Source organism: Streptomyces sp. NBC_00086 (genome assembly GCF_026343255.1).
In the GTDB taxonomy this organism is placed as follows: Bacteria; Actinomycetota; Actinomycetes; order Streptomycetales; family Streptomycetaceae; genus Streptomyces.
The window spans coordinates 6,745,341-6,767,709 of the sequence record NZ_JAPELZ010000001.1 but is presented as its reverse complement, the minus strand read 5'-3'; the positions used below and the strand labels follow the sequence as shown (position 1 = coordinate 6,767,709).

Sequence of the window (22,369 nt, the reverse complement as noted above, 5' to 3'; positions counted from 1 at the left end):
GATCCGAGACGGGCTGCCTCGGAATCAGGCCTGGGCAGAGGCCTCGTCCGAGGCGGCTGCCTCGTCGGTGCCGGCCTCGGCCGCGTCGGTCGCGTCGGCCGCTTCGTCGGAAGCGTCCTCCACGTCGACGTCCACGTCCTCGGCTTCGAGTGCAGCGTTCTCCGCCTCGAGCGCGGCGTCGGCGGCCAGGGCCTCGTCACCACTCTCGTCGCTGGCCACAGCACCCTGGCGCTCGGCCTTGCGGGCGGCCTGCGCCTCGCGGGCTTCGGCCATCGCCTCGGTCTTCTTCTTGTGCGGACCGAGAACCATGATCATGTTTCGGCCGTCCTGCTTCGGGTTCGACTCGATGAACCCGAGGTCCTCGACGTCCGAAGCCAGACGCTGCAGCAGTCGGTAGCCGAGTTCCGGCCTGGACTGCTCGCGACCACGGAACATGATCGTGATCTTGACCTTGTCGCCCTGCTTGAGGAACCGAACGACGTGACCCTTCTTGGTGTCATAGTCGTGCGGGTCGATCTTCGGCCGGAGCTTCATTTCCTTGATGACCGTGTGCGCCTGGTTCTTGCGCGCCTCACGGGCCTTCATGGCCGACTCGTACTTGAACTTGCCGTAGTCCATGAGCTTGCAGACCGGCGGGCGTGCGGACGCCGCGACCTCGACCAGGTCGAGGTCGTACTCCTGCGCGAGCTCGAGCGCCTTGGCAAGCGGCACGATGCCGACCTGCTCGCCACTCGGGCCGACGAGTCGTACCTCGGGAACGCGAATCCGGTCGTTGATGCGGGGCTCGGTGCTGATGGATCCTCCTCGGTAGCACCACACGGCTGCCTGGAGGACAGCCGCTGACGTTTTTCCGTCAGACCGACCGCGGCGGGGAATGAAAAAAGCCCCGCCGGGCACAGACGAGGGCTCCAATACAACCGGAGCACCGTCGCGTGCGAACCGCGGGGCGCAAAATCGGGCAGCTTTCCATCGTCCGTACGGAACGATGGATACCACCAGACCGGTGACCCGCCTCCCGTGAGGGCGGCTGGGTGGGAGAATCGGAGCCTCCACTTGTGGGCCGGGCACATAAGTGTCCGGCCGGTCGAAGTACATACTAGCACCCGCGTTGCAAGCCCGCCGCACGGCATATCGTGGGGCACATGACTGACGCGACGCCCTCCGGTTCCACCTCTGCATCCCCGGCCGCTCCCGACTACGACGACCTGACCCGCGACATCGCGGACGTGCCGGCCGTCGAGGTCATCACCACGGTGGCCGTCCACCTGCTCAGTGCGGCAGCGGTCAACCTGGGCCTGGACAAGCCGGACTCCGAATACAAGGACCTCGACGAGGCCCGCAAGCTGATCACCGCCCTGGCCGGGCTGGTCACCGCGAGCGCCACCGAGATCAGCTCCTTCCACGCCGCCCCGCTGCGCGACGGCCTGAAGTCCCTCCAGCTGGCCTTCCGCGAGGCCTCGCTGGTGCAGGACGAGCCGGGGCAGGGCCCGGGCGAGAAGTTCACGGGTCCCGTGTACGCGTAACCGGGGCAACGCTTCACCGCGGCGCCACCACGCCGAAGGGCCCGACCACACCTCAACGTTCAGGTGTGGTCGGGCCCTTCGGCGTTCCGGGTCGTTCAGCGCGCGAAGAGCGGCTCGCCCGGCGGGACCGGGGCCCCCTCCGGGAGCAGCGCCAGGTCCAGCCCGCCCACGAGGCGTGCGCGCAGGGTCTCGTCGGCCGCCAGGGCCCCGGCCACCCGGCGGGCCGCCGCGGCGGCCTGCGGACCGGCGGCCAGCACGATCGCCAGGGTTCCGTCGGCGTCCGCGCCGCCCGGGCCGAGGTGGGCGGCGAGTACGGCCGGCTCGGCGGCCACGACGGCCCGTACGGCCTCGCGTACGGCGGGGTCGGCGAGCGGGCCCGCGTCCGTGCGGCCCTCGGCGAGCGCCAGCAGCGCGGGGCCCGCGAGCTGGTACGGGACCGGTCCGGACAGGTCCAGGACGATGGTGTCGGCCTTCTCGTGCGCGGCGGCGGCCAGCGCCTGGTGCAGCGGCACCGCCACCGGGCGGGCGGCCGGGTCCCACAGGGCCAGCGAGGCGATGGAGGTGAAGGCGGGCAGGGCCCGCCGGTCCCCCGCCCGCAGGGTGGGGACGGCCATGTCGCTGGTCTTCTCGCGCCTCAGTCCGGTCTCGGGGTCGGTCTCGACCTCGCCGAGGACCGCGACCACGGGAACCAGCAGGCGGGCGTCCTTGAGGGCCGCCAGCACCTGGGGCTCCTCGGCTCTGTCCTCGGCCCAGGCGGCCAGGGCCGCACTCAGCCGGGGGTCGGCGGAGCCGTCGTCGTCGGAGAAACCGGGGTCGGGAATGTTTTTGTTCGCCACAGTTCCCCGAGCCTATCCCGCGTCGGGATCCTGCCGTCCGGCCCGGGGCCGCCGGGCCAGTACGCCGCCCGCCACGAGCAGTGCCAGCCCCGCGGCCACGCCCGCCGGGGCTCCGAAGCGGTCCCGGAGCCCGGGGCCCGGCACCGGGTCGGGGCCGGGGCCGAAGTAGGGGCTCCCGGCCGCGACGGGTTGGGGCAGCACCGGCTCGGGGGGCATCCCGTCGGCGGCTTGGAGGGCGGCGACGGGATCCACCAGGCCGAAGCCGCGGGAGTCGTCGCGGCCGCCGGGCGGGGAACCGGAGGCGGTGTCCTCCAGCAGGTTCTTGATCTGGGCCGGGGACAGGTCGGGGTGTGCGGCCTTGACCAGGGCGACCGCGCCGGAGACGAAGGCGGCGGCGGCACTGGTGCCCCAGCCCTCGTAGTAGGAGCGGTCGGGGTCGGCGATGACCACGCCAACGCCCGGGGCGCTGACGGTCGCGTACCAGCTGCGGGTGGAGAAGGACGCCTTCTTGTTCTTGCGGTCGACGGCCGTGACGGCGATGACCCCGGGGTAGGCGGCCGGGTACGAGACCCGGTCCCCCGACTTGCCGCCGTTGCCGGCGGAGGCGACGAGGACCACGCCCTTGCCGAGGGCGTACTGGACGGCTTCGTCCTCGGCGGCCTCGTGGTGGGCGGAGCTGCTGTCGTCGCCGAGCGAGAGGTTGATCACGTCGGCACCGTGGTCGGCGGCCCAGCGGATGCCCTCGGCGAGGGCGCCGCCCTTGCTGTCGCGGGCCTTGTCGCGGCCGGGGTCGCCCTCCTCCAGGATCACCCGGACCGGGAGGATGTCCGCCTTCGGGGCGATGCCGCGGACGCCGCCCAGGCGGAGGCTGCCGTGTCCGTGCCCGGCGATGATCCCGGCCATGGCGGTGCCGTGGCGGGCCCAGGCACGGTCGCCGCGCTTGGCGCCCATGCCGACGAGGTCGGTGCCCTCCAGTACCTGCCCGACCAGGTCGGGGTGGGTCGGGTCGACCCCGGTGTCGAGGACGGCCACGGTGACCCCCTTGCCCTCGGTGATGCCCCACGCCTCCTCGGCGCGCAGGGCCGTCAGCCCCCACTGGCGGTCGCGGATGGCGTCGGCGGCGGCCGGCGGCGCGGCGGTGACGGCGAACAGGGCTCCGAGGGCGAGGGCCGCCGGGAACAGGGCGCGGCGGGTCACGGGCCGGCCTCCGGGGTCGCCGTGGGGGCCTGTGACGGCTGCGGGTCCTGCGAGGCCGGCGGGTTCTGCGACGGCTCCGCGGACGGCGTGCCCGGCTTGCCCTGCGGGGAGGTCGCGAGGGTGCTCAGGGTGCGTTCCACGAGGTCGGCCACGGCCTTGGCCTCGTGGCCGAGGCCTGCCTGGGCCACGCGTCCGCGGGCGTCCTCGGCCATCTTGTCCTCGGCGGGACTGGGGGCGCCGAGACGGCGGCCGTCGGCGAAGGCGGAGACGGTGTAGACGACGACCGGGGCGTCGGCGAGCACGGTGGCGGTCCAGGCGGCCCGGCGGTTGTCGCGGATCTTGTAGCCGGTCGGGGCGGTCAGCTTGCCGCGCAGCAGGTCCATGGCGGCGGCCTCGGCGGGGGTGAAGACCATGCCGACGGTGACCAGGGAGCTGCGGGTGGCGTCGGTGTACGTGGCGCGGAGCACGCGGGTGCACCCGGTCTCGGCGAACAGGGCCTGCCAGTCGGCGGCGAGCGCCTCGGAACAGGCCGCGTCGGCGGCGGGGGTGATCCGGGTCCACGTGCGGTCGGCGCCGCCCGGCCCGGCGTCCTGGCCGTCGAGGACGGGCGGGAAGAGGGTGTCGACGGGGGTGCTGTGCCAGAGGGACGCGGCCTTGCGGTACGCCTCGGCGGGGTCCACGGGGCGCTGTGCGGCCCGGTGGTCGGAGACGGCCTTGTAGCCGGCCGCACCGGTGAGACCGAGGCCGAGGAGGCCGCACAGGGCGGCGGCGAGGACCGCTCCCCGGCGTCGCCGTGGCGGTGCCGGAACGTGGTCGGGCGTGGTCAGGACCCCGCCGTGCGGTGTGGACGTACTCATCCGGCGGCTAAGCCCCCCGTTCCCGTCGGCTGCCTGCCCCTACTTTACGCGCCCGTCCGCACCTGGAACGTCGGCCGGGGAGGAGCGACGGTACCCGCGTTCGAACTGCCGTCTCCCTGCCCAAAAGGGGCATCCGGAAGTCGAGACCGAGATGTGACCGCAGCACCCCCCGAGCCTCTGACCTGGGTGGGGCGTCCGGCGACTCCGCGAACCCCCTACCCACGAGTACACCCATCTGGCAGGCTGCCGCCCATGAACTCCCCCGCCGCCGACCGGGCCCGTTACGACCGGGCCACCGCCCATCTCGACGCTCCGCTCGCCCTCGTGGATCTCGACGCGTTCGACGCCAACGCCGACGATCTCGTGCGCCGAGCCGGCGGGAAGCCGGTCCGGGTGGCGAGCAAGTCCGTACGGTGCCGGGCGCTGCTCGAACGGGTCCTGGCGCGGCCCGGGTTCGCCGGGATCATGTCCTACACCCTCGCCGAGTCGATCTGGCTGGCCCGCTCGGGCTTCGAGGACGTGCTGCTCGCCTACCCGTCCGCCGACCGGGCCGGCTTCGCCGAACTCGCCGCCGACCCGAAGCTGGCCGCCGCCGTCACCGTGATGGTCGACGACCTCGCGCAACTGGAACTCGTGGACCGGGCCCGCGACGGCGGCGGCCAGGAGATCCGGGTCTGCCTGGAACTGGACACCGCCCTGCACCTCTTCGGCGGCAGGGTGCGCGTCGGCGCCCGCCGCTCCCCGCTGCGCGAGCCCGCGCAGCTCGCCGAGCTGGCCCGCGCGGTGAGCGCCCGGCCCGGCTTCCGGGTGGTCGGGCTGATGGGCTACGAGGGCCACGTGGCCGGGGTCGGGGACGCCCTCTTGGGGCGTCCGCTGAGGTCGCGCGCCATCCGGCTGATGCAGGGCGCGGCCCGCAAGGAGCTGGCCGCCCGCCGCGGCGAGGCCGTACGGGCCGTGCGCGCGGTGGTCCCGGACCTGGAGTTCGTCAACGGCGGCGGCACCGGCAGCGTCCAGCAGACCGCCGCCGAGGACGCGGTCACCGAGATCGCCGCCGGGTCGGGGCTGTACGTACCGCGGCTGTTCGACAACTACACCTCGTTCAGCGGCCGCCCGGCGGCGCTCTTCGCCCAGCCGGTGGTCCGCCGGCCCGGGGTCGGGGTGGTCACGGTGCTCGGCGGCGGCTACCCGGCCTCCGGCGCGCCCGGCGCGGACCGGCTGCCGGTTCCGTACCTCCCCGAGGGACTGCGCTACGACGCGCAGGAGGGGGCCGGCGAGGTGCAGACCCCGCTGCTCGGCAGCCCGGCCGACGATCTGCTGATCGGCGACCGGGTCTGGTTCCGGCACGCGAAGGCCGGTGAACTGTGCGAGCGCTTCGACACGCTGCACCTGGTCCAGGGCGACCGGGTGACGGCCACCGCCCCGACCTACCGGGGCGAGGGCCGCACCTTCCTCTAGAGGCAGGGTCTCCTGGAGGAACGGTCCTCTAGAAGACGGAGTCCGTCTGGTCCGGGATGACGCTGGTGTCACCCCGGAGCACGGGCCCCGGGGTGCCGTCGCGGCCGGTGAAGCCGGTGGTCGCGCAGGGGTACGGCGCGGCCTTCTGCTTCTTGGGCTGGATGAACATCGGGTTCACGATCCACTTGCCGTCGCTGTTGTCGTAGGCGCGGCACATCAGCTCGTTCTTGTTGCGGTTGACGACGAGCCGCAGCACGGTCGCGTCGCGCAGGAACGAGATGTCGGTGTCGGAGTCGCCCGCGGCGAACACCTGGCGGCGGGCGGCCGGCTGGACCTTCTCGGCCGCGGCGCCGCGGACCCCGTAGATCTCCTTGTTGATCCAGCAGCGCTTGCCGTCGATGTACGTGATCATCGTGTCGGCGCCGTCCGCGACGGACCCGCAGCCCTGCAGGTGGGAGGTGAACTTCCCGCCGTACGTGGTGGTGTTGCGGATGCCGATGACGTGCCCGGCGTCGATGCCCACGCCCTCGGCCCACACCTCGACGACCGGCTGCGGCGAGGCCGAGCTGATCCAGACGTCGAAGCCGGCCTTCTGCAGGGCGGCGATGAGCTCCTTCTGCTGGTCGTAGTAGCGCACCCAGCCGGTGGCGGTGGTGGAGCCGACCTGCTGCTTGGCATCGACCGGGGCGGCCAGGTTCTCGGCCCGCGCGGCGGCCGTGAAGCCGCGGATCTCGCGCGCGGTCCATCCCTGCATGAGCTGCGGCAGCCAGGCGTAGGCGGGCTCGGTCGTACGGCGGTCCCAGCCGGCGAAGGCGGGGGCGGCCGCGCGGGTGGCGGCGGTGCCGTAGACGGCGTTGATCTCGTCGGCGCAGCCGGCTCCCTCGGGGGTTCCGGTGGGCAGCGGGGCGCCGGGCTTCGCGAGGGCGCCGCAGGCCTCGGCCAGGGCCCGGGCGGCGGCCGGGGTCAGGAAGCGGCTGGTGCCGCTCCAGTCGCCCCCGGCGGGCTGGCGGATCTTGCCGTTGCGCAGCAGCCAGAACATCTGCGCGTCGCCCACGTCGTTCTTGACGACGGTGTTGTCCCAGTCGAAGACGGCGACGGGCTTGTTGCGGTTCGGCCGGTACGGGTTGCAGCTGCCGTAGTCCTCGATGAGCTGCTGCAGCCGGGCCTGGTTGTCCCCGTACCAGGCAGCTTTGAGCTGCGGGGTGGTGCAGTGGCCGGGGCGGGCCGCTTGGGCGGCGGGGGCGGCGGCCACGAGGGCGCCGGCGGCTATCGCGGCGGCGGCGCCTGCGGCCTGGAGCCGCCGCACGGAGCTGAGTCGGGTCACTGAGGTGGGTTCTCCTGGTTCTTCTTCAAGATCGTCGCGGACGGTGGAGCACGACAGCCGGGCGTCGTGCGACGCCCGGCTGTCGGGTGGGTGGTGGGGATGTGGACGTTTAGAGCGGGGTGACGTACGCGCCGGAGATGCCGCCGTCGACCAGGAAGTCGGTGGCGTTGATGAAGGAGGAGTCGTCGCTCGCGAGGAAGGCGACGGCGGCGGCGATCTCGGTGGGCTCGGCGAACCGGCCCAGCGGGATGTGCACGATCCGGCGGGCGGCGCGCTCCGGGTCCTTGGCGAAGAGCTCCTGCAGCAGCGGGGTGTTGACGGGCCCCGGGCACAGCGCGTTGACGCGGATGCCCTCGCGGGCGAACTGCACGCCGAGCTCGCGGGACATGGCGAGCACGCCGCCCTTGGAGGCGGTGTAGGAGATCTGCGAGGTGGCGGCGCCCATCCGGGCCACGAAGGAGGCGGTGTTGATGATGGAGCCGCGGCCCTGGCGCTGCATGTAGGGCAGGGCGGCCTTGCAGCAGAGGTAGACGGAGGTCAGGTTGACGTCCTGGACCCGCTTCCAGGCCTCCAGGCCCGTGGTGAGGATCGAGTCGTCGTCCGGGGGCGAGATGCCGGCGTTGTTGAAGGCGATGTCCACGGAGCCGTAGGTGTCGAAGGCGGTCTTGAACAGGGCCTCGACCTCCTCCGGGCTGGTGACGTCGACCTTGACGAAGGTGCCGCCGACCTCTTCCGCGGCGGCCTTGCCCGCGGTCTCGTCGATGTCGCCGCAGACGACGTTGGCGCCTTCGGAGGCCAGTCGGCGGGCGGTGGCCAGTCCGATGCCGCTGCCGGCTCCGGTGATGACGGCGGTACGGCCGACCAGACGGCGGCAGACGATCTCTTCGGTGGGCTCGATGCTCATGTTCTTCAGGCCTCCGTGCTGATGAAGACGTTCTTGGTCTCGGTGAAAGCGGTGAGGGAGTCGGGTCCGAGCTCGCGCCCGAGTCCGGACTGCTTGTAGCCGCCGAAGGGGGTCCAGTAGCGGACGCTGCTGTGGGAGTTGACCGACAGGTTGCCCGCGGCGACGGCCCGCGAGACGCGCAGCGCGCGGCCCACGTCGCGGGTCCACAGGGAGCCGGCGAGGCCGTAGTCGGTGGCGTTGGCGAGGCGTACGGCGTCCTCCTCGTCCTCGAAGGGCAGGACGACGGCGACCGGTCCGAAGACCTCCTCGGTGGCCACGGCGGCGGTGGGGTCGACGCCGGTGACGAGGGTCGGGGGGTACCAGAAGCCGGGGCCCTGGGGGGCGGTGCCCCGAACGACGGTGAGGTCGTCGGTGACGTAGGACCGTACGCGGTCCAGCTGCGCCCGCGAGATCAGCGGTCCCAGCTGCGTGTTCTCGTCGTACGGGTCCCCGACGACGACCTTCTCGACGGCGGGCACGAGCAGTTCCATGAACCGGTCGTAGGCGGAGCGCTGTACGAGGATCCGCGTGCGGGCGCAGCAGTCCTGCCCGGTGTTGTCCAGGAAGGACATCGGGGCCGCGGCCGCCGCCGCCTCCAGGTCCGCGTCGGCGAAGACGATGTTGGGGTTCTTGCCGCCGAGTTCGAGGGTGAGGCGCTTCACCCGGTCGGCGCACTTGGCCATGATCCGCTTGCCGACGCGGGTGGAGCCGGTGAACACGATCTTGGCCACCCCCGGGTGCTCGACGAGGGCGTCGCCCGCGACCTCGCCCCGGCCGGGCAGCACCTGGAACAGGTGCTCGGGGAGTCCGGCCTCCAGGGCGAGCTCGGCGAGGCGCAGCGCGGTGAGCGGGGTGGTCTCGGCGGGCTTGAGGATGACCGCGTTGCCGGCGGCCAGCGCCGGGGCCAGGCCCCAGGCGGCGATCGGCATGGGGAAGTTCCACGGCGCGATCACGCCGATGACGCCGAGGGGTTCGAGGAAGGTGACGTCGATGCCGCCGGCGACGGGGATCTGGCGGCCGGAGAGCCGTTCCACTCCCCCGGCGGCGAAGTCGAGCACGTCACGGACGTTGCCGGCTTCCCAGCGGGCGTTGCCGATGGTGTGGCCCGCTTCCCGGACCTCCAGCTGTGCCAGTTCCTCGATGTGCCCGTCGACGACCGCGGCGAAGCGGCGCAGCAGCCTGGCCCGGTCGCCGGGGGCGGCGGCCGCCCAGGTCCGCTGGGCCGCGGTGGCCCGTACGACGGCGGCGTCGACGTCGTCCCGTGTGGCGGCCGGGACGACGGCGACGAGTTCCTCGGTGGCCGGATTCAAGACTTCCAGCGCATCGGACACGTGGTGGCCTTTCAGACGTTCGGGTGCGGTGGGTGCGGTGGGTCCGGTAATGGGGTGTGCGGGGACTGCGGCATGCCTGCGGTACGCCTGCGTTATGCCTGCGTTATGCCTGCGGCATGCCTGCGGCATGCCTGCGGCCCTAGAGGCGCTCGAAGGAGCGGCGCAGTTCCCAGTCGGTCACGGCGGAGTCGTACGCGTCCAGTTCGACGCGGGCCATGTTCCGGTAGTGGGCGACGACCTCGGGGCCGAAGGCGGCCTTGGCGATCTCGCTGTTCTCCCAGAGCTCGGCGGCCTCGCGCAAGGTGGTGGGGACGTGCGCGAAGTCGGCGGTGTAGGCGTTGCCGGCGCAGGCCTCGGGCAGCTCCAGCCGGTTCTCGATGCCGTAGATCCCGGCCGCGACCAGGCCGGCGACGGCGAGGTACGGATTGACGTCGCCGCCGGGCAGGCGGTTCTCGAAGCGCATGGAGCGGCCGTGGCCGACGACTCGGAGCGCGCAGGTCCGGTTGTCCACGCCCCAGGCGACGGCGGTCGGCGCGAAGGATCCCGGCCGGAAACGCTTGTAGGAGTTGATGTTGGGGGCGTAGAGAAGGGAGAAGTCGCGCAGCGCGGCGAGCTGGCCGGCCAGGAAGTGGCGCATCACGGGCGACATGCCGTCGTGGTCGTGTGCGTCCGGGCCCTCGGCGGCCATCGCGCTGCGTCCGTCGGCATCGTTGAGCGAGAGGTGGATGTGACAGGAATTGCCCTCGCGCTCGTCGTACTTGGCCATGAAGGTGAGCGAGACGCCCTCCTGGGCGGCGATCTCCTTGGCCCCCGTCTTGTAGACGGAGTGCTGGTCACACGTGGTCAGCGCCTCGTCGTAGCGGAAGACGATCTCGTGCTGGCCGAGGTTGCACTCGCCCTTGGCCGATTCGACGACCAGGCCGGCGGCCTGCATCTCGTTGCGGATGCGGCGCAGCAGCGGTTCGACGCGGCCGGTCCCGAGGATGGAGTAGTCGGTGTTGTACTGGTTGGCGGGGGTCAGGCCGCGGTAGTCGGAGTTCCAGGCCTGCTCGTAGGTGTCCAGGAACACCATGAACTCCAGCTCGGTGCCCACCATCGCGGTGTACCCGTGTTCGCCGAGGCGCTCCAGCTGGCGGCGCAGGATCTGCCGGGGCGCGGCGACCACGGGCGAGCCGTCGTTCCAGGCGAGGTCGGCGAGGACGAAGGCGCTGCCGGGGTTCCAGGGGATCCGGCGCAGGGTGGCGAGGTCGGGGTGCATGGCGAAGTCGCCGTAGCCCCGGTCCCAGGAGGACATCTCGTACCCGTCGACGGTGTTCATGTCCGTGTCGACGGCGAGGAGGTAGTTGCAGCCCTCGGTGCCGTGTCCGAGGACCTCGTCGAGGAAGAACTGTGCGGCGAACCGCTTGCCCTGGAGGCGTCCCTGCATGTCGGGGAAGGCCAGGACCACTGTGTCGATCTCACCGCTGGCGACGAGGGCGCGGAGCTCCTCGGTCGAAAGCGGCGGCTTGCGGTCTACCACGGGATTCTCTCCTTCGGTGAGCCGAGGGGGCCTAAGGTATTGAATAGAACCATTGCTTGGGAAGGGGAGGAGGCGAGATGACCGATACGGCGAGCGAGGACGAGGCCGCCCGGCGGCTCAATCCCGTACTGCGACAGGTGCGGGCGGGCAACGGTTTCGAGGAGGCGCTGGAGCAGATCCTCCAGGTGGTCCGGCTCGGACTGGTGCCGGGCGGGGAACGGCTTCCGCCGGAGCGCGAGTTGGCCGAGCGGATGGGGATCAGCCGGGTGACGCTCCGCGAGGTGCTGAAGGTACTCCAGGACCAGGGCCTGGTGGAGGCCCGGCGCGGACGGTACGGCGGAACGTTTGTCCTGCCCCGCCCCGACACACCGGCCGGGGGCACCGAGGAGGAGCTGCGGCGCCGGGTCGCGGGCGTGGACATCGAGGACGTCCTGCGCTTCCGCGAGGTCCTGGAGGTGGGCGCGGCCGGCCTGTGCGCCTCCCAGGGCCTGTCCGAGCGGGACACCGACCGGCTGCTCGGCGCGCTGACCGCCACCCACGACGCCCCGCTGCCGGACTACCGCCGCCAGGACACCCTCTTCCACCTCACCCTGTGCGAACTCGCCGGATCCGCCACCCTGACGGCCCAGTACGCGGCCGTCCGGGCCACCGTGAACGACCTGCTGGACTGCATCCCGCTGCTGGTGCGCAACCTGGAGCACTCGCAGCAGCAGCACAGCACGCTGGTGGAGGCGGTGCTGGACCGGGACCCGCAGGCGGCGCGCGAGGTGATGCGCGAGCACTGCTGCGGCACTGCGGCGCTGCTGCGGGGGTTCCTGACCTGATCCGGACCCACCGCGGCCGCCCCGGCCGCCCCGGCCGCCCCGGCCGCCCCGACCGAGAGGCATTCGTAACCCCCGTTTAACGCAGGGGTCTTGCGCCCGCCATGCCCGAGCGGCAAAGGTACGCCCCACAACCATTGCCCTAGGCAGGAGCGCACATGGCCGACGACACCGGCGCACGGCTGGCAGCCGTGCCCGAACCCGCACAGTCCCCCGAGAACGGCACCGACGGCTACCTGGAGCGCCGCACCCTGCGCCGCGGCAGCGCCGGCTGGCTGCTGCTGACCGGTCTCGGTGTCGCGTACGTGGTCTCCGGCGATTTCTCCGGCTGGAACATCGGCCTCGCCCAGGGCGGTTTCGGCGGCCTCGCCATCGCCACCGTCCTGATGGGCGCGATGTACGCGTGCCTGGTCTACTCCCTCGCCGAACTGTCGGCGATCCTGCCCACCGCGGGCGGCGGTTACGGTTTCGCCCGCCGGGCGCTCGGCACCTGGGGCGGCTTCCTCACCGGCACCGCGATCCTCATCGAGTACATCCTCGCCCCGGCCGCCATCGCCATCTTCATCGGCGACTACGTGGAGTCCCTCAACCTCTTCGGCCTCACCTCGGGCTGGCCGGTCTACCTCGCCTGCTTCGTCGTCTTCATAGGCATCCACCTGTGGGGCGTGGGCGAGGCCCTGAGCTTCTCGCTCGTCGTCACCGCCATCGCCGTGATCGCGCTGGTCGTCTTCGCCGTCGGCGCCTTCACCCAGTTCGACCCCGCCAACCTCGACAACATCGCCGTCGACACCACCGCCGCCGGCGCGAGCTCCTGGCTGCCGCTGGGCATCCTCGGCATCTGGGCCGCCTTCCCGTTCGGCATGTGGTTCTTCCTCGGGGTCGAGGGCGTGCCGCTGGCCGCCGAGGAGGCCAAGGACCCGGTCCGCTCCGTACCGCGCGCCCTGTCGATCTCCATGGGCATCCTGGTCCTGCTCGCCCTGGTCACCTTCCTCGCCTCCACCGGCGCGCGCGGGGCCGACGCCATCAAGGACGCGGGCAACCCGCTCGTCGTCGCCCTGGAGGGCGATCCCGGCCTCTCCTGGCTGAAGACCTTCGTCAACTACGCGGGCCTGGCCGGACTGGTGGCCTCCTTCTTCTCCCTCATCTACGCCGGCTCCCGCCAGCTGTTCGCCCTCTCCCGGGCGGGCTACCTCCCCCGCTTCCTGTCCCTGACCTCGAAGCGCAAGGCCCCGTACCTGGGCCTGCTCATCCCCGGCGCCATCGGCTTCGCGCTGGCCGCCGCCACCGGCAACGGCCCGCGCATGCTGAACATGGCGGTCTTCGGCGCGACCATCTCCTACGCCCTCATGGCGCTCTCCCACATCGTGCTGCGGCGCCGCGAGCCCGGCCTGGAGCGCCCGTACCGCACGCCCGGCGGCATCGTGACCTCCTCGGTGGCCTTCGTCCTCGCCCTCTCGGCCCTGGTCGCCACCTTCCTGGTGGACAAGGACGCGGCATTCATCGCACTGGCCGTGTACGCCGTCGCCCTCGCCTACTTCGCGTTCTACAGTCGCCACCACCTGGTGGCCTCCGCTCCGGAGGAGGAGTTCGCGGCGCTGGCGGAAGCCGAAGCCGAGCTCTCCCGCGACTGAGCGCAGCCCCCAGCCCTCTGCCCCTGTCCTCCGGAGGTTTCCCCCGTGCCCAGGCCGCTCATCGGCATCACCACCTACGTCGAGCAATCCACCCGCTACGGGGTGTGGGACGTCCCGACCTCCCTCATCCCCACCGGGTACTACGAGCTCGTCCAGGCCTCGGGCGGCACCGCCGTCCTGCTCCCGCCGGACGAACCGGAGGCGGCGGCGGAGGTGCTGAGCCGGCTGGACGGCCTGGTCGTCGCGGGCGGCCCCGACGTGGACCCGGTCCGCTACGGAGCTCCGCGCGATCCCCGCACCGGGCCGGCGGCGACCCTGCGCGACACGTGGGAACTCTCCCTGATCTCCGCGGCCCTGGCCTCGGGCACGCCCTTGCTCGGCATCTGCCGTGGCATGCAGGCACTGAACGTGGCCTTGGGCGGCACCCTGATCCAGCACGTCGACGGCCACGTGGCGAGCCCGGGCGTGATCTCCTGGCACCCGGTCCGCCCGGTCCCCGGCACGCTGTACGCGGCGCTGGTCCCGGAGGAATCGGAGGTCCCGACCTACCACCACCAGGCCGTGGACCGCCTGGGCCGGGGCCTGATCGCCTCCTCCCACGCCACCGACGGCACGGTGGAGTCCATCGAACTCCCCGCCCCCTCCCCCTGGACCCTGGGCGTCCAATGGCACCCGGAACTGGACAAGGACACCCGAGTCATGTCAGCCCTGATCACAGCAGCCTCCACCCACCCCTGACCCCGATCACACCCCCTCCAGCCGTCCGACACTTGAGGACCAGCGTCCGGGCCGGAGCCCCAGAAGGCCCCGGGCACAGCCCGGCACCCCCTCCAGCCCCTCCGACACTTGCGGACCGGGTCCGGGGCGAAGCCCCAGAAGGGCCCGGGCGGAGCCCGGCACCCCCTCCCAGCCCCTCCGGCACTTGCGGACCGGGTCCGGGGCGAAGCCCCAGAAGGGCCCGGGCGGAGCCCGGCACCCCCTCCAGCTCGTCCGGCGTTTGAGGACCGGGTCCGGGCGGAGCCCCAGAAGGGCCCGGCACCCCCTCCAGCCCCTCCAACACTTGCGGACCGGGTCCGGGCGGAGCCCCAGAAGGGTCCGGGCGCAGCCCGGCGCCCCCTCCAGCTCGTCCGGCGTTTGAGGACCGGGTCCGGGCGGAGCCCGGGGAACGGTGGAAGGGCGGGTAGGGGACAAACTCCGCACCAGCCCCCACGGCCGGCCCCCGAGTACGGGGCGGGGGCGGCCGTGGGAGGGGCGAAGTCCCCTACCCGCCCTTCCACCGTTCCCCGGGGCCCTGCCCCGGACCCCGTGGGTGCAGCGTCAGCGCCGGGCCATCCCCGCGTCCAGACGGGATCGGCACCAGGCCCGCGCCGGGCGAACACCTGGTCCGCGCGCGGCAGCGCCGGGTCCACGAGGCCGGCACCGCCGAAGCCCCCCGCCCCCCGCCCGGGGTCAACGCCGGGTCCACGAGACCGGCACCGCGCCAGCCCCCCGCCCGGGGTCAACGCCGGGTCCACGAGACCGGCACCGCGCCAGCCCCCCGCCCCCGCCCAGGGTCAACGCCGGGTCCACGAGACCGGCACCGCGCCAGCCCCCCGCCCCCGCCCAGGGTCAGCGCCGGGTCAGCGAGAGCAGATCCCGCGCGGGCCCCGCCGGCCTCGCCCCCGCGGGCCACACCGCCCGGAGCTCCCGCTCCAGCCCCGCCCCGAGCACCGGCACGCACACCAGCCGCCGCCCCGCCAGCTCGTCCCCGACCGCCAGTTCCGACAGCACGCACGGCCCGGCCCCGCTGACCGCCGCCGCCTTCACCGCGGTGGTGGAGGCCAGTTCCAGCAGCGGCTCCGCCAGCCCCCCGCATCCGGCCAGCGCCGCGTCCAGGACCTGCCGGGTCCCCGACCCCCGCTCCCGCAGGATCAGCGGGGTCGCCGCCAGCTCCGCCGGTTCCACCCCGCGCGAGCGCCGGGCCCAGGGGTGCCCGGGGGCCACCGCCACCACGAGGCGGTCCTGCGCGATGACCACCGAGTCCAGTCCCTCGGGCACGCTCAGCCCCTCCACGAACCCGAGGTCCGCCTCGTGCGCCAGCACCCGCTCCGCCACCACCGCCGAGTTCCCCGCGTGCAGCGACACCGCCGTGTCCGGCCGCTGCCCGCGCAGCGCGATCAGCCAGCCGGGCAGCAGGTACTCCGCGATGGTCATGCTGGCCGCGACCCGCAGCCGGGAGTCGCGGCGGCCCCGCAGCGCCTGCGCGCCCGCGTCGAAGGCCTCGGCCGCCTCCACCACCCGCCGGGCCCAGTCCGTGACCAGAGCGCCCTCGGCGGTCAGCGTCGAGCCGCGCGGGGAGCGGTCCACGAGCGCGACCCCGAGCCGGGTCTCCATCGCCCGGATCCGGCTGCTGGCGGCGGGCTGGGTGATCCCGAGCCGCCGCGCGGCGGCGCTGAGACTGCCCACGCGCGCGACCGCGAGCAGCAGTTCCATGGCCCCCAGGTCGGGGACCCGGTGCGCCAGCGGAAGCTGCCCCTCGACCCACTCCTCATTACCGTGCCCATTACCCATAACTTCACTTTATGCCCTCATAGGAAGAGACCCTCTGCCGTCCGGCCCCGCCCGGCGGGACGCTGGATCCATGGCCACCACCCTCGTACGCCCCCGTCCCACCACCTCCGGGACCAGCGGAGCCCTCAAGGCCGCAGCCCACAAGGCTCCCTCCCTTCGGCACCTCGGCCCCAACTGGTACGCCTCCGTCATGGGCACGGCGATCATCGCCAATGCCGGCGCGACCCTCCCGTACCAGCTCCCCGGCCAGCGCGTGGTCTGCCAGATCTTCTGGGTGCTGGCCGCCACCGCCCTCGCGGCCTTGCTGACCGCCCGGGCCGGCCACTGGATCCACCACCGCGACCAGGCCCGCACCCATCTCCTGGACCCCGCCGTGGCCCCCTTCTACGGGTGCCTCTCGATGGCCCTGCTGGCCGTCGGCGGCGGCGCGCTCATCGTCGGCAAGGACCTCATCGGCGTCCCCGCCGCCGTGGCCGTGGACACGGTCCTGTTCACCGCCGGCACCGCGATAGGCCTGCTCGCGGCCGTGGCCGTCCCCTACCTGATGGTGGTCCGCCACAAGGTGGAGGCCCACCAGGCCACCCCCGTCTGGCTGCTCCCCGTGGTCGCCCCCATGGTCTCCGCCGCGCTGGGCCCCCTGCTCATCCCCCACCTCCCCGCCGGCCAGGCCCGCGAGGCCATGCTGCTCGGCTGCTACGCGATGTTCGGCCTCAGCCTGCTGGCCACCCTGCTGCTGCTCCCCCTGATCTTCGGCCGGCTGATCTTCAGCGGCCCCCTCCCCCTGGCCCTGACCCCGACCCTGTTCCTGGTCTTGGGCCCCCTCGGCCAGTCCACCACCGCGGTGAACTCCCTCGCGGACATGGCTCCCCAGTCGATGCCCGGCCCCTACTCCGGCGCCTTCTCCGCCTTCGCGGTCGTCTACGGGGTCCCCGTGATGGGATTCGCCCTGCTCTGGCTGGCGCTGGCCGCGGCGATGCTGCTGCGGGCCGCCCGCGACGGCATGGGGTTCGCCATGACCTGGTGGGCGCTGACCTTCCCCGTCGGCACCTGTGTCACCGGCGCCGCCGGACTGGCCCGGCACACCGGTCTCACCGCCTTCTCCTGGCTGGCCGCGGCCCTCTTCCTGGCCCTGCTGACCGCCTGGCTCCTGGCCGCGGCGAACACCCTGCGCGGCCTCGCCACCGGCCGCCTCCTGGCCGCGCCCCGCTAGAGCGACGCCCGCAGGGCAGCCCCCAGCACCTCAGGGGCCCCGGCCAGCGAGGGCCCGTACCAGGTCAGATGGCGGCCGTCGACGAACGCGGCGGGGATGCCGGGGAAGGCCTCGGGCCCGTCCCCGGGGGTGAAGCGGTACGGCTCGTCCGGGAACACCACGAGCTCGCAGCCCGCGGCGGCCAGCTCGGCGGCCGGGATCCTCGGGTACCGCTCCGCGTGCCCCGCGTAGGCGTTGCGCACGCCGAGGCGAGCCAGCAGGTCCCCCGCGAAGGTGTCGCGGCCCAGCACCATCCAGGGCCGGCGCCAGACGGGCACGAAGGCCGTCCGCAGCTGCCCGGCGGGCTCCACGCGGGCCCACGCGGCCTCCGCTTCCGAAAGCCACCGGGGCCGCTCCAGCCCCATGGCCCCCACCAGCACCCGGTCCAGCTCGGCGAACGCCTGCGGCAGGTCCCGTACCTCGGTGACCAGGACCTCCAGCCCGGCCTCCCGCAGCGCCGCCAGGTCCGCGGCCCGGTTCTCCTCCTCGTTGGCGAGGACCAGATCCGGGCGCAGCTCCGCGATCGCCCGTACGTCGGGGTTCTTCGTCCCCCCGATGCGCGCCGCGTCCCCCAGCGCGGCCGGGTGCGTGCACCAGTCGGTCACCCCGGCCAGCGCCCCGGGCGCGCTCACGGCCACCGCCTCGGTCAGGGACGGCACCAGCGAAACGACCCGCATCCGCTCAGTGTCCCGGCGAGGGCGGCTCGGAGGTCGCGTGGATGTGCTCGCCGACCGCGACGATCAGGATGCGCGTGTCCTCGGTGACGGCCCGCCAGCGGTGGCGCACCCCGCCGGACAGGAACAGCGCGTCGCCGTTCTCCAGCCGGTACGCCCGCCCCTCGGCCTCCACCTGGCAGGCGCCCGAGACCACGTACATCAGCTCGTCGTTGCGGTGCTGGTACTCACGGCCCGCGGCCTGGTCCCCGGTGAACTCCAGGGCGTGCAACTGGTGGTGCCCGCGCACGAGGGGCCGTACGCCGGGCACGGGGGTCAGCGCGGACTCGTCTCCGGCCCGTACGAGGTCCACGGTGCGCGCGGTGTCGGAGGCGGCCAGCAGATCGACGGCCGTGGTCTCCAGCGCGTCGGCGACCCGTTCGAGGGACCGCATGCTGGGCCTGGCCCGCTCGTTCTCTATCTGGCTCAGGAAGGGAACCGACAGTCCGCTGCGCGCGGACACGGCGGCGAGGGTGAGGTGCAGGGCCCGGCGTCTCTTGCGCACGGCCACGCCCACCCGGAGCGGTTCCTTGGAGTCCTTGTCCCGGTCCCGCTCCTTGTCGTCCGCGCCGGTCGTCGCGCTGGTGCCGTTCTTGCCGTCGGTGCCGTCCCTGTCGTCCATGGCGGGGCTGCCCTCCCCTTGTTCCGGGTGGTCCGGTCCATCGCACAACGCGCATCGGTGTGCTGTAAGCACCTTACGCAGCAACCGGCTCCGGTTTCGCGCTCAAGTGCGGAGGAGGCCGTCCCTGCGCCACTTTCCGTTTTCCTTCGGTGCATCATCGTGACCGTGACGACGACACGACGCCTGATGCTCCTGGACACCGCTTCCCTCTACTACCGCGCGTACTTCGGCGTGCCGGACTCCGTGAAGGCCCCCGACGGCACTCCGGTCAACGCCGTCCGCGGCCTGCTCGACTTCATCGGCCGCCTCGTGCAGGACCACCGGCCCGACGACCTGGTCGCCTGCATGGACGCCGACTGGCGGCCCCACTGGCGGGTGGAGCTGATCCCCTCCTACAAGGCCCACCGGGTCGCCCAGGAGACGGAAAGCGGCCCGGACGTCGAGGAGACCCCGGACACCCTGGCCCCGCAGGTCCCGATCATCGAGGCGGCCCTGGACGCCTTCGGCATCGCCCGGGTGGGGGTCGCCGGCTACGAGGCCGACGACGTGATCGGCACCCTGACCGGCCGCGCCACCGGCCCCGTGGACATCGTCACGGGCGACCGGGACCTCTACCAGCTGGTCGACGACGCGAAGCAGCGCCGCGTGCTGTACCCGCTGAAGGGCGTGGGCACCCTCCAGATCACCGACGAGGCCTGGCTCCGCGAGAAGTACGGGGTGGACGGCCCCGGCTACGCGGACCTGGCGCTGCTGCGCGGGGACCCGAGCGACGGCCTGCCGGGCGTCCCCGGCATCGGCGAGAAGACGGCGGCGAAGCTGCTGGACGCCTACGGGGACCTGGCCGGGATCATCGCGGCCATCGAGGACCCGAAGTCGAAGCTGACCCCCACCCAGCGCAAGCGCCTGGACGAATCACGGCCGTATCTGGCGGTTGCCCCGACGGTGGTCCAGGTCGCCTCGGACGTTCCGCTTCCGCCGTTCGACCCGGCTCTCCCGGCCGTTCCCGCGCAGCCGGATCTGGTCGCGGCGCTCGCGCACCGGTGGGGCCTGAGTGGAGCAGTTGATCGTCTGTGCAGCGCACTCCGCCCCTGAGGTGCTAACTTAGGTAATCCTAAGCTTAACGGAGTCAGGGTCGGAGAGTCAGGGAGACGTCGTGGCAGAAGGACGCGCCCGCAAGGTCGGCACCGCAGTCGTCGTGCGGACCGAGCGGCTGAGTCCGCACATGGTGCGGATCGTGCTGGGCGGTGCGGGGCTGGCCGGATTCGGTGCGGGCCAGTACACCGACCACTACGTGAAACTGCTCTTCGCGCCGGCCGGGGTCACGTACACCACCCCCTGGGACCTGGACCGGATCCGGGCGGCCCACCCCCGCGAGGAATGGCCGCGCCAGCGTGCGTACACGGTGCGCACCTGGGACCCGGTCCACCTGGAGCTGACCCTCGACTTCGTGGTCCACGGCGACGAGGGACTGGCCGGCCCCTGGGCGGCCCGCGTCCAGCCGGGTGAACTCGTACGCTTCCTCGGCCCGGGCGGGGCCTACGCCCCGGACCCGACCGCCGGCTGGCACCTGCTGGTCGGCGACGAGAGCGCCCTGCCGGCGATCGGCGCGGCGATGGAGCGGATGCCCGTCGGAGCGCGGGTCCACGCGCTCGTGGAGGTCCAGGGCCCGGAGGACGAGCTGAAGATCGCCACCCCCGACGGCATCGTCCCGGTCTGGGTCCACCGCGGCTCCCGCCCCATCGGCGAGGCGCTGACCGAGGCCGTCCAGGCCCTGGCCTTCCCCTCCCCCGACGTACACGCGTTCGTGCACGGCGAAGCCGGCTTCGTCAGATCCCTCCGCCACCACCTGCGCATCGACCGCGGCATCCCGCGCGAGCGCCTGTCCATCTCCGGCTACTGGCGCCTGGGCCAGACCGACGAGGGCTGGCGCGCGATCAAGCGGGACTGGAACGCGGAAGTCGAAGCCGAGCAGGAACGCCCCCTGGCCGGCGCCGCGTCCTGACGCACGGCCCCCGGCACGTCCGGGGGGCCGGCCCGACCTCAGCCACGTCAGCCCCGCCGGCGTTCGAGGCGCGGGTCCGGGCGGAGCCCGGGGAACGGCGGAAGGGCGGGTAGGGGACCCGGCCCCGCAGGGCACCCGCCGCGCCGCGCCGGCCCATGCGGGCCGGCGGACGGCCGACGGCGGCGCTCCGAAAGGCGGGATCACCCGTTCGGCCGGACAATGGCCCCATGCGTACGCGTCGCGCATTCACGGCAGTCGGAGCCGCCGCCCTCCTGCTCACGGCCACCGCCCCGACCCCACCTCCCGCGCCCACCGCCCGGCTCACCGACGCCCAGGTCGACACGGCGGTGCGGAGCCTCGACGCGACGGTCGCCGAGATGATGCGCCGCACCGGCGTCCCGGGCCTCTCCGTCGCCGTCGTCCACGACGACGAGGTGGTCTACCTCAAGGGCTTCGGCCTGCGCCGCGTCGGCGACCCGGCCACGGTGAACCCGGACACCATCTTCCAGGTCGCCTCGCTCTCCAAGCCGATCTCCTCCACCGTCGCCGCCGGGGTCCTCAAGGCCCCCGCCGACTTCGACCGGCGCACGGAGCTGCCCGGCTTCGCGCTCAAGGACCCGTGGGTGACCTCCCACGTCACCACCGCCGACCTGCTCTCCCACCGCAGCGGCCTGCCCGACCACGCCGGCGACCTCCTCGAAGACCTCGGCTACGACCAGGCGTACATCCTCGACCACCTGCGCCTGGCGCCCCTGACCCCCTTCCGCGCGAGCTACGCCTACACCAACTACGGGTTCACCGCCGCCTCCGAGGCGATCGCCCGCTCCCACGGCGCCACTTGGCAAAAGCTCAGCGCCGACACCCTCTTCAGGCCCGCCGGCATGACGCACACCAGCACCGAGTTCAAGGCCTTCGTCGACGCCCCCGACCACGCCGCCACGCACGTCAGGACCACCGGTCAGAAGGGGGCCGGCACCTGGAGCCCGCGCTACGTCCGCGATCCCGACGCCCAGGCCCCGGCCGGCGGAGTGAGCAGCACCGCCCGCGACATGTCCCGCTGGCTGCGGCTCCAGCTCTCCGGCGGCACCCTCGACGGCAAGCGGATCATCCCCGCCGACACCCTGGCCCGCACCCATCTCCCCGAGATCGTGTCGCAGCCGCCCGCCTCCCCCACCGGCCGCACCGGCTTCTACGGGCTGGGCTGGAACGTCGGCTACGACGACGCGGGCCGCCTGCGCCTGAGCCACTCCGGGGCCTTCGACCTCGGCGCCAACACCAGCGTGAGCATGCTCCCGCTGGAGAAGCTCGGCATCGTCGTCCTCACCAACGGCGCCCCCGTCGGCCTCCCCGACGCGGTCGCCGCCGACTTCTTCGACACCGCCGAACACGGGAAGGCCACCACCGACTGGCTGGCCCTGACGGGCGCCCTCTACGCCCAGATCAACGCGGAGGGCCGCTCCCCCACCGACTACGCCCGCCCGCCCACCGGGGCGAAGCCGGCCCAGGAGGACTCCGCGTACACCGGCACCTACGACAACCCCTACTACGGCAAGGCCACCGTCGCCGCCACGAGCGAGGGCAAGCTGACCCTGTCCCTGGGCCCGGGGCCGATGGTCTTCCCCCTCACCCACTACGACGGGGACACCTTCAGCTACGAGACCGCCGGGGAGAGCTCGGTCGGCCGCACCGGGGTGTTCTTCTCCCCTGCCGACCGCACGGTCCGCATCGAGTACCTGGACGCCGACCACCTGGGAACCTTCACCGGCGGCTAGGACGGGCCCCGGCCGCATAGCCTG

At 73.1% G+C, this 22,369-nt stretch carries 20 protein-coding genes; 9 read left to right on the top strand and 11 right to left on the bottom strand.

Annotated elements, in window-relative coordinates; genetic code table 11:
• Positions 1-24: 24 nt before the first annotated feature.
• The gene (infC, locus tag OG276_RS30690) at positions 25-819 is read right to left on the bottom strand and encodes a translation initiation factor IF-3 (protein WP_266913259.1); all 795 of its coding nucleotides are present in this window, start codon (positions 817-819) and stop codon (positions 25-27) included.
• Between the two features lie 323 nt (positions 820-1,142).
• Here infC and OG276_RS30685 point away from each other — a divergent pair, with 323 nt between their 5' ends.
• Positions 1,143-1,523: a DUF1844 domain-containing protein gene (locus tag OG276_RS30685; RefSeq protein ID WP_266910204.1), complete on the top strand. Its 381-nt coding sequence runs from the start codon at positions 1,143-1,145 to the stop codon at positions 1,521-1,523.
• A 95-nt stretch (positions 1,524-1,618) separates the two neighbouring features.
• On the opposite strand, the gene OG276_RS30680 is transcribed toward OG276_RS30685, so the two are convergent.
• Genes OG276_RS30680 through OG276_RS30670 form a run of 3 tightly spaced genes read right to left on the bottom strand, consistent with a single transcriptional unit; the run spans position 1,619 to position 4,413 of the window.
• Positions 1,619-2,359, bottom strand: coding sequence for an SseB family protein (locus OG276_RS30680; protein WP_266910202.1), 741 nt, complete (start codon positions 2,357-2,359; stop codon positions 1,619-1,621).
• Between the two features lie 12 nt (positions 2,360-2,371).
• Positions 2,372-3,541 (bottom strand): type VII secretion-associated serine protease mycosin, encoded by a 1,170-nt coding sequence (mycP, locus tag OG276_RS30675; RefSeq protein ID WP_266913257.1) that lies wholly within the window; start codon positions 3,539-3,541, stop codon positions 2,372-2,374.
• A gap of 11 nt (positions 3,542-3,552) precedes the next feature.
• On the bottom strand, positions 3,553-4,413 hold the full coding sequence (locus tag OG276_RS30670) for a hypothetical protein (RefSeq protein ID WP_266910199.1): 861 nt from the start codon (positions 4,411-4,413) through the stop codon (positions 3,553-3,555).
• A gap of 252 nt (positions 4,414-4,665) precedes the next feature.
• On the opposite strand from OG276_RS30670, the gene OG276_RS30665 reads away from it, so the two are divergent.
• A complete protein-coding gene (locus OG276_RS30665; protein ID WP_266910197.1) occupies positions 4,666-5,868 on the top strand; it encodes an amino acid deaminase/aldolase in 1,203 nt (400 codons plus the stop codon).
• A gap of 28 nt (positions 5,869-5,896) precedes the next feature.
• Here OG276_RS30665 and OG276_RS30660 read toward each other — a convergent pair whose 3' ends face one another.
• The 4 genes from OG276_RS30660 to OG276_RS30645 all read right to left on the bottom strand — a co-directional run bounded on the left by OG276_RS30660 (position 5,897) and on the right by OG276_RS30645 (position 10,985).
• Positions 5,897-7,192 carry a haloacid dehalogenase-like hydrolase gene (locus tag OG276_RS30660; protein WP_266910195.1) on the bottom strand — a complete coding sequence of 432 codons (1,296 nt, stop codon included), beginning with the start codon at positions 7,190-7,192 and terminating at the stop codon, positions 5,897-5,899.
• Between the two features lie 109 nt (positions 7,193-7,301).
• Positions 7,302-8,096 carry a 3-oxoacyl-ACP reductase gene (locus OG276_RS30655; RefSeq protein WP_243334068.1) on the bottom strand — a complete coding sequence of 265 codons (795 nt, stop codon included), beginning with the start codon at positions 8,094-8,096 and terminating at the stop codon, positions 7,302-7,304.
• A gap of 5 nt (positions 8,097-8,101) precedes the next feature.
• The gene (locus tag OG276_RS30650) at positions 8,102-9,466 is read right to left on the bottom strand and encodes an aldehyde dehydrogenase (protein WP_266910192.1); all 1,365 of its coding nucleotides are present in this window, start codon (positions 9,464-9,466) and stop codon (positions 8,102-8,104) included.
• Between the two features lie 139 nt (positions 9,467-9,605).
• A complete protein-coding gene (locus OG276_RS30645; protein ID WP_266910190.1) occupies positions 9,606-10,985 on the bottom strand; it encodes a glutamine synthetase family protein in 1,380 nt (459 codons plus the stop codon).
• A gap of 77 nt (positions 10,986-11,062) precedes the next feature.
• Here OG276_RS30645 and OG276_RS30640 point away from each other — a divergent pair, with 77 nt between their 5' ends.
• The 3 genes from OG276_RS30640 (at position 11,063) to OG276_RS30630 (ending at position 14,175) form a co-directional block, all read left to right on the top strand.
• A complete protein-coding gene (locus OG276_RS30640) occupies positions 11,063-11,809 on the top strand; it encodes a FadR/GntR family transcriptional regulator (protein WP_266910188.1) in 747 nt (248 codons plus the stop codon).
• A gap of 155 nt (positions 11,810-11,964) precedes the next feature.
• Complete coding sequence (gene eat, locus OG276_RS30635) at positions 11,965-13,437, top strand: ethanolamine permease (RefSeq protein WP_266910186.1); 1,473 nt, start codon at positions 11,965-11,967, stop codon at positions 13,435-13,437.
• A gap of 45 nt (positions 13,438-13,482) precedes the next feature.
• On the top strand, positions 13,483-14,175 hold the full coding sequence (locus OG276_RS30630) for a gamma-glutamyl-gamma-aminobutyrate hydrolase family protein (protein ID WP_266910184.1): 693 nt from the start codon (positions 13,483-13,485) through the stop codon (positions 14,173-14,175).
• 870 nt (positions 14,176-15,045) lie between these two features.
• On the opposite strand, the gene OG276_RS30625 is transcribed toward OG276_RS30630, so the two are convergent.
• The gene (locus OG276_RS30625) at positions 15,046-15,987 is read right to left on the bottom strand and encodes a LysR family transcriptional regulator (RefSeq protein ID WP_266910182.1); all 942 of its coding nucleotides are present in this window, start codon (positions 15,985-15,987) and stop codon (positions 15,046-15,048) included.
• 70 nt (positions 15,988-16,057) lie between these two features.
• Between OG276_RS30625 and OG276_RS30620 the strand changes: the two genes are divergently transcribed.
• Positions 16,058-17,197, top strand: a complete 1,140-nt coding sequence (locus tag OG276_RS30620) for a TDT family transporter (protein WP_266910180.1) — start codon at positions 16,058-16,060, stop codon at positions 17,195-17,197.
• Here OG276_RS30620 and OG276_RS30615 read toward each other — a convergent pair.
• Both OG276_RS30615 and OG276_RS30610 read right to left on the bottom strand, forming a co-directional pair.
• A complete protein-coding gene (locus OG276_RS30615) occupies positions 17,194-17,913 on the bottom strand; it encodes a helical backbone metal receptor (RefSeq protein ID WP_266910178.1) in 720 nt (239 codons plus the stop codon). The two genes, OG276_RS30620 and OG276_RS30615, sit on opposite strands and share 4 nt — an antisense overlap.
• 4 nt (positions 17,914-17,917) lie before the next feature.
• On the bottom strand, positions 17,918-18,466 hold the full coding sequence (locus OG276_RS30610) for a helix-turn-helix domain-containing protein (protein ID WP_266913255.1): 549 nt from the start codon (positions 18,464-18,466) through the stop codon (positions 17,918-17,920).
• Between the two features lie 291 nt (positions 18,467-18,757).
• Here OG276_RS30610 and OG276_RS30605 point away from each other — a divergent pair, with 291 nt between their 5' ends.
• From OG276_RS30605 to OG276_RS30595, 3 genes are all read left to right on the top strand, one after another.
• On the top strand, positions 18,758-19,663 hold the full coding sequence (locus OG276_RS30605) for a 5'-3' exonuclease (protein ID WP_266913253.1): 906 nt from the start codon (positions 18,758-18,760) through the stop codon (positions 19,661-19,663).
• A gap of 61 nt (positions 19,664-19,724) precedes the next feature.
• Positions 19,725-20,573, top strand: a complete 849-nt coding sequence (locus OG276_RS30600; protein WP_266910176.1) for a siderophore-interacting protein — start codon at positions 19,725-19,727, stop codon at positions 20,571-20,573.
• A gap of 227 nt (positions 20,574-20,800) precedes the next feature.
• Entirely contained in the window at positions 20,801-22,345 is a 1,545-nt protein-coding gene (locus OG276_RS30595; RefSeq protein ID WP_266910174.1) for a serine hydrolase, read from the top strand.
• Positions 22,346-22,369 lie beyond the last annotated feature (24 nt).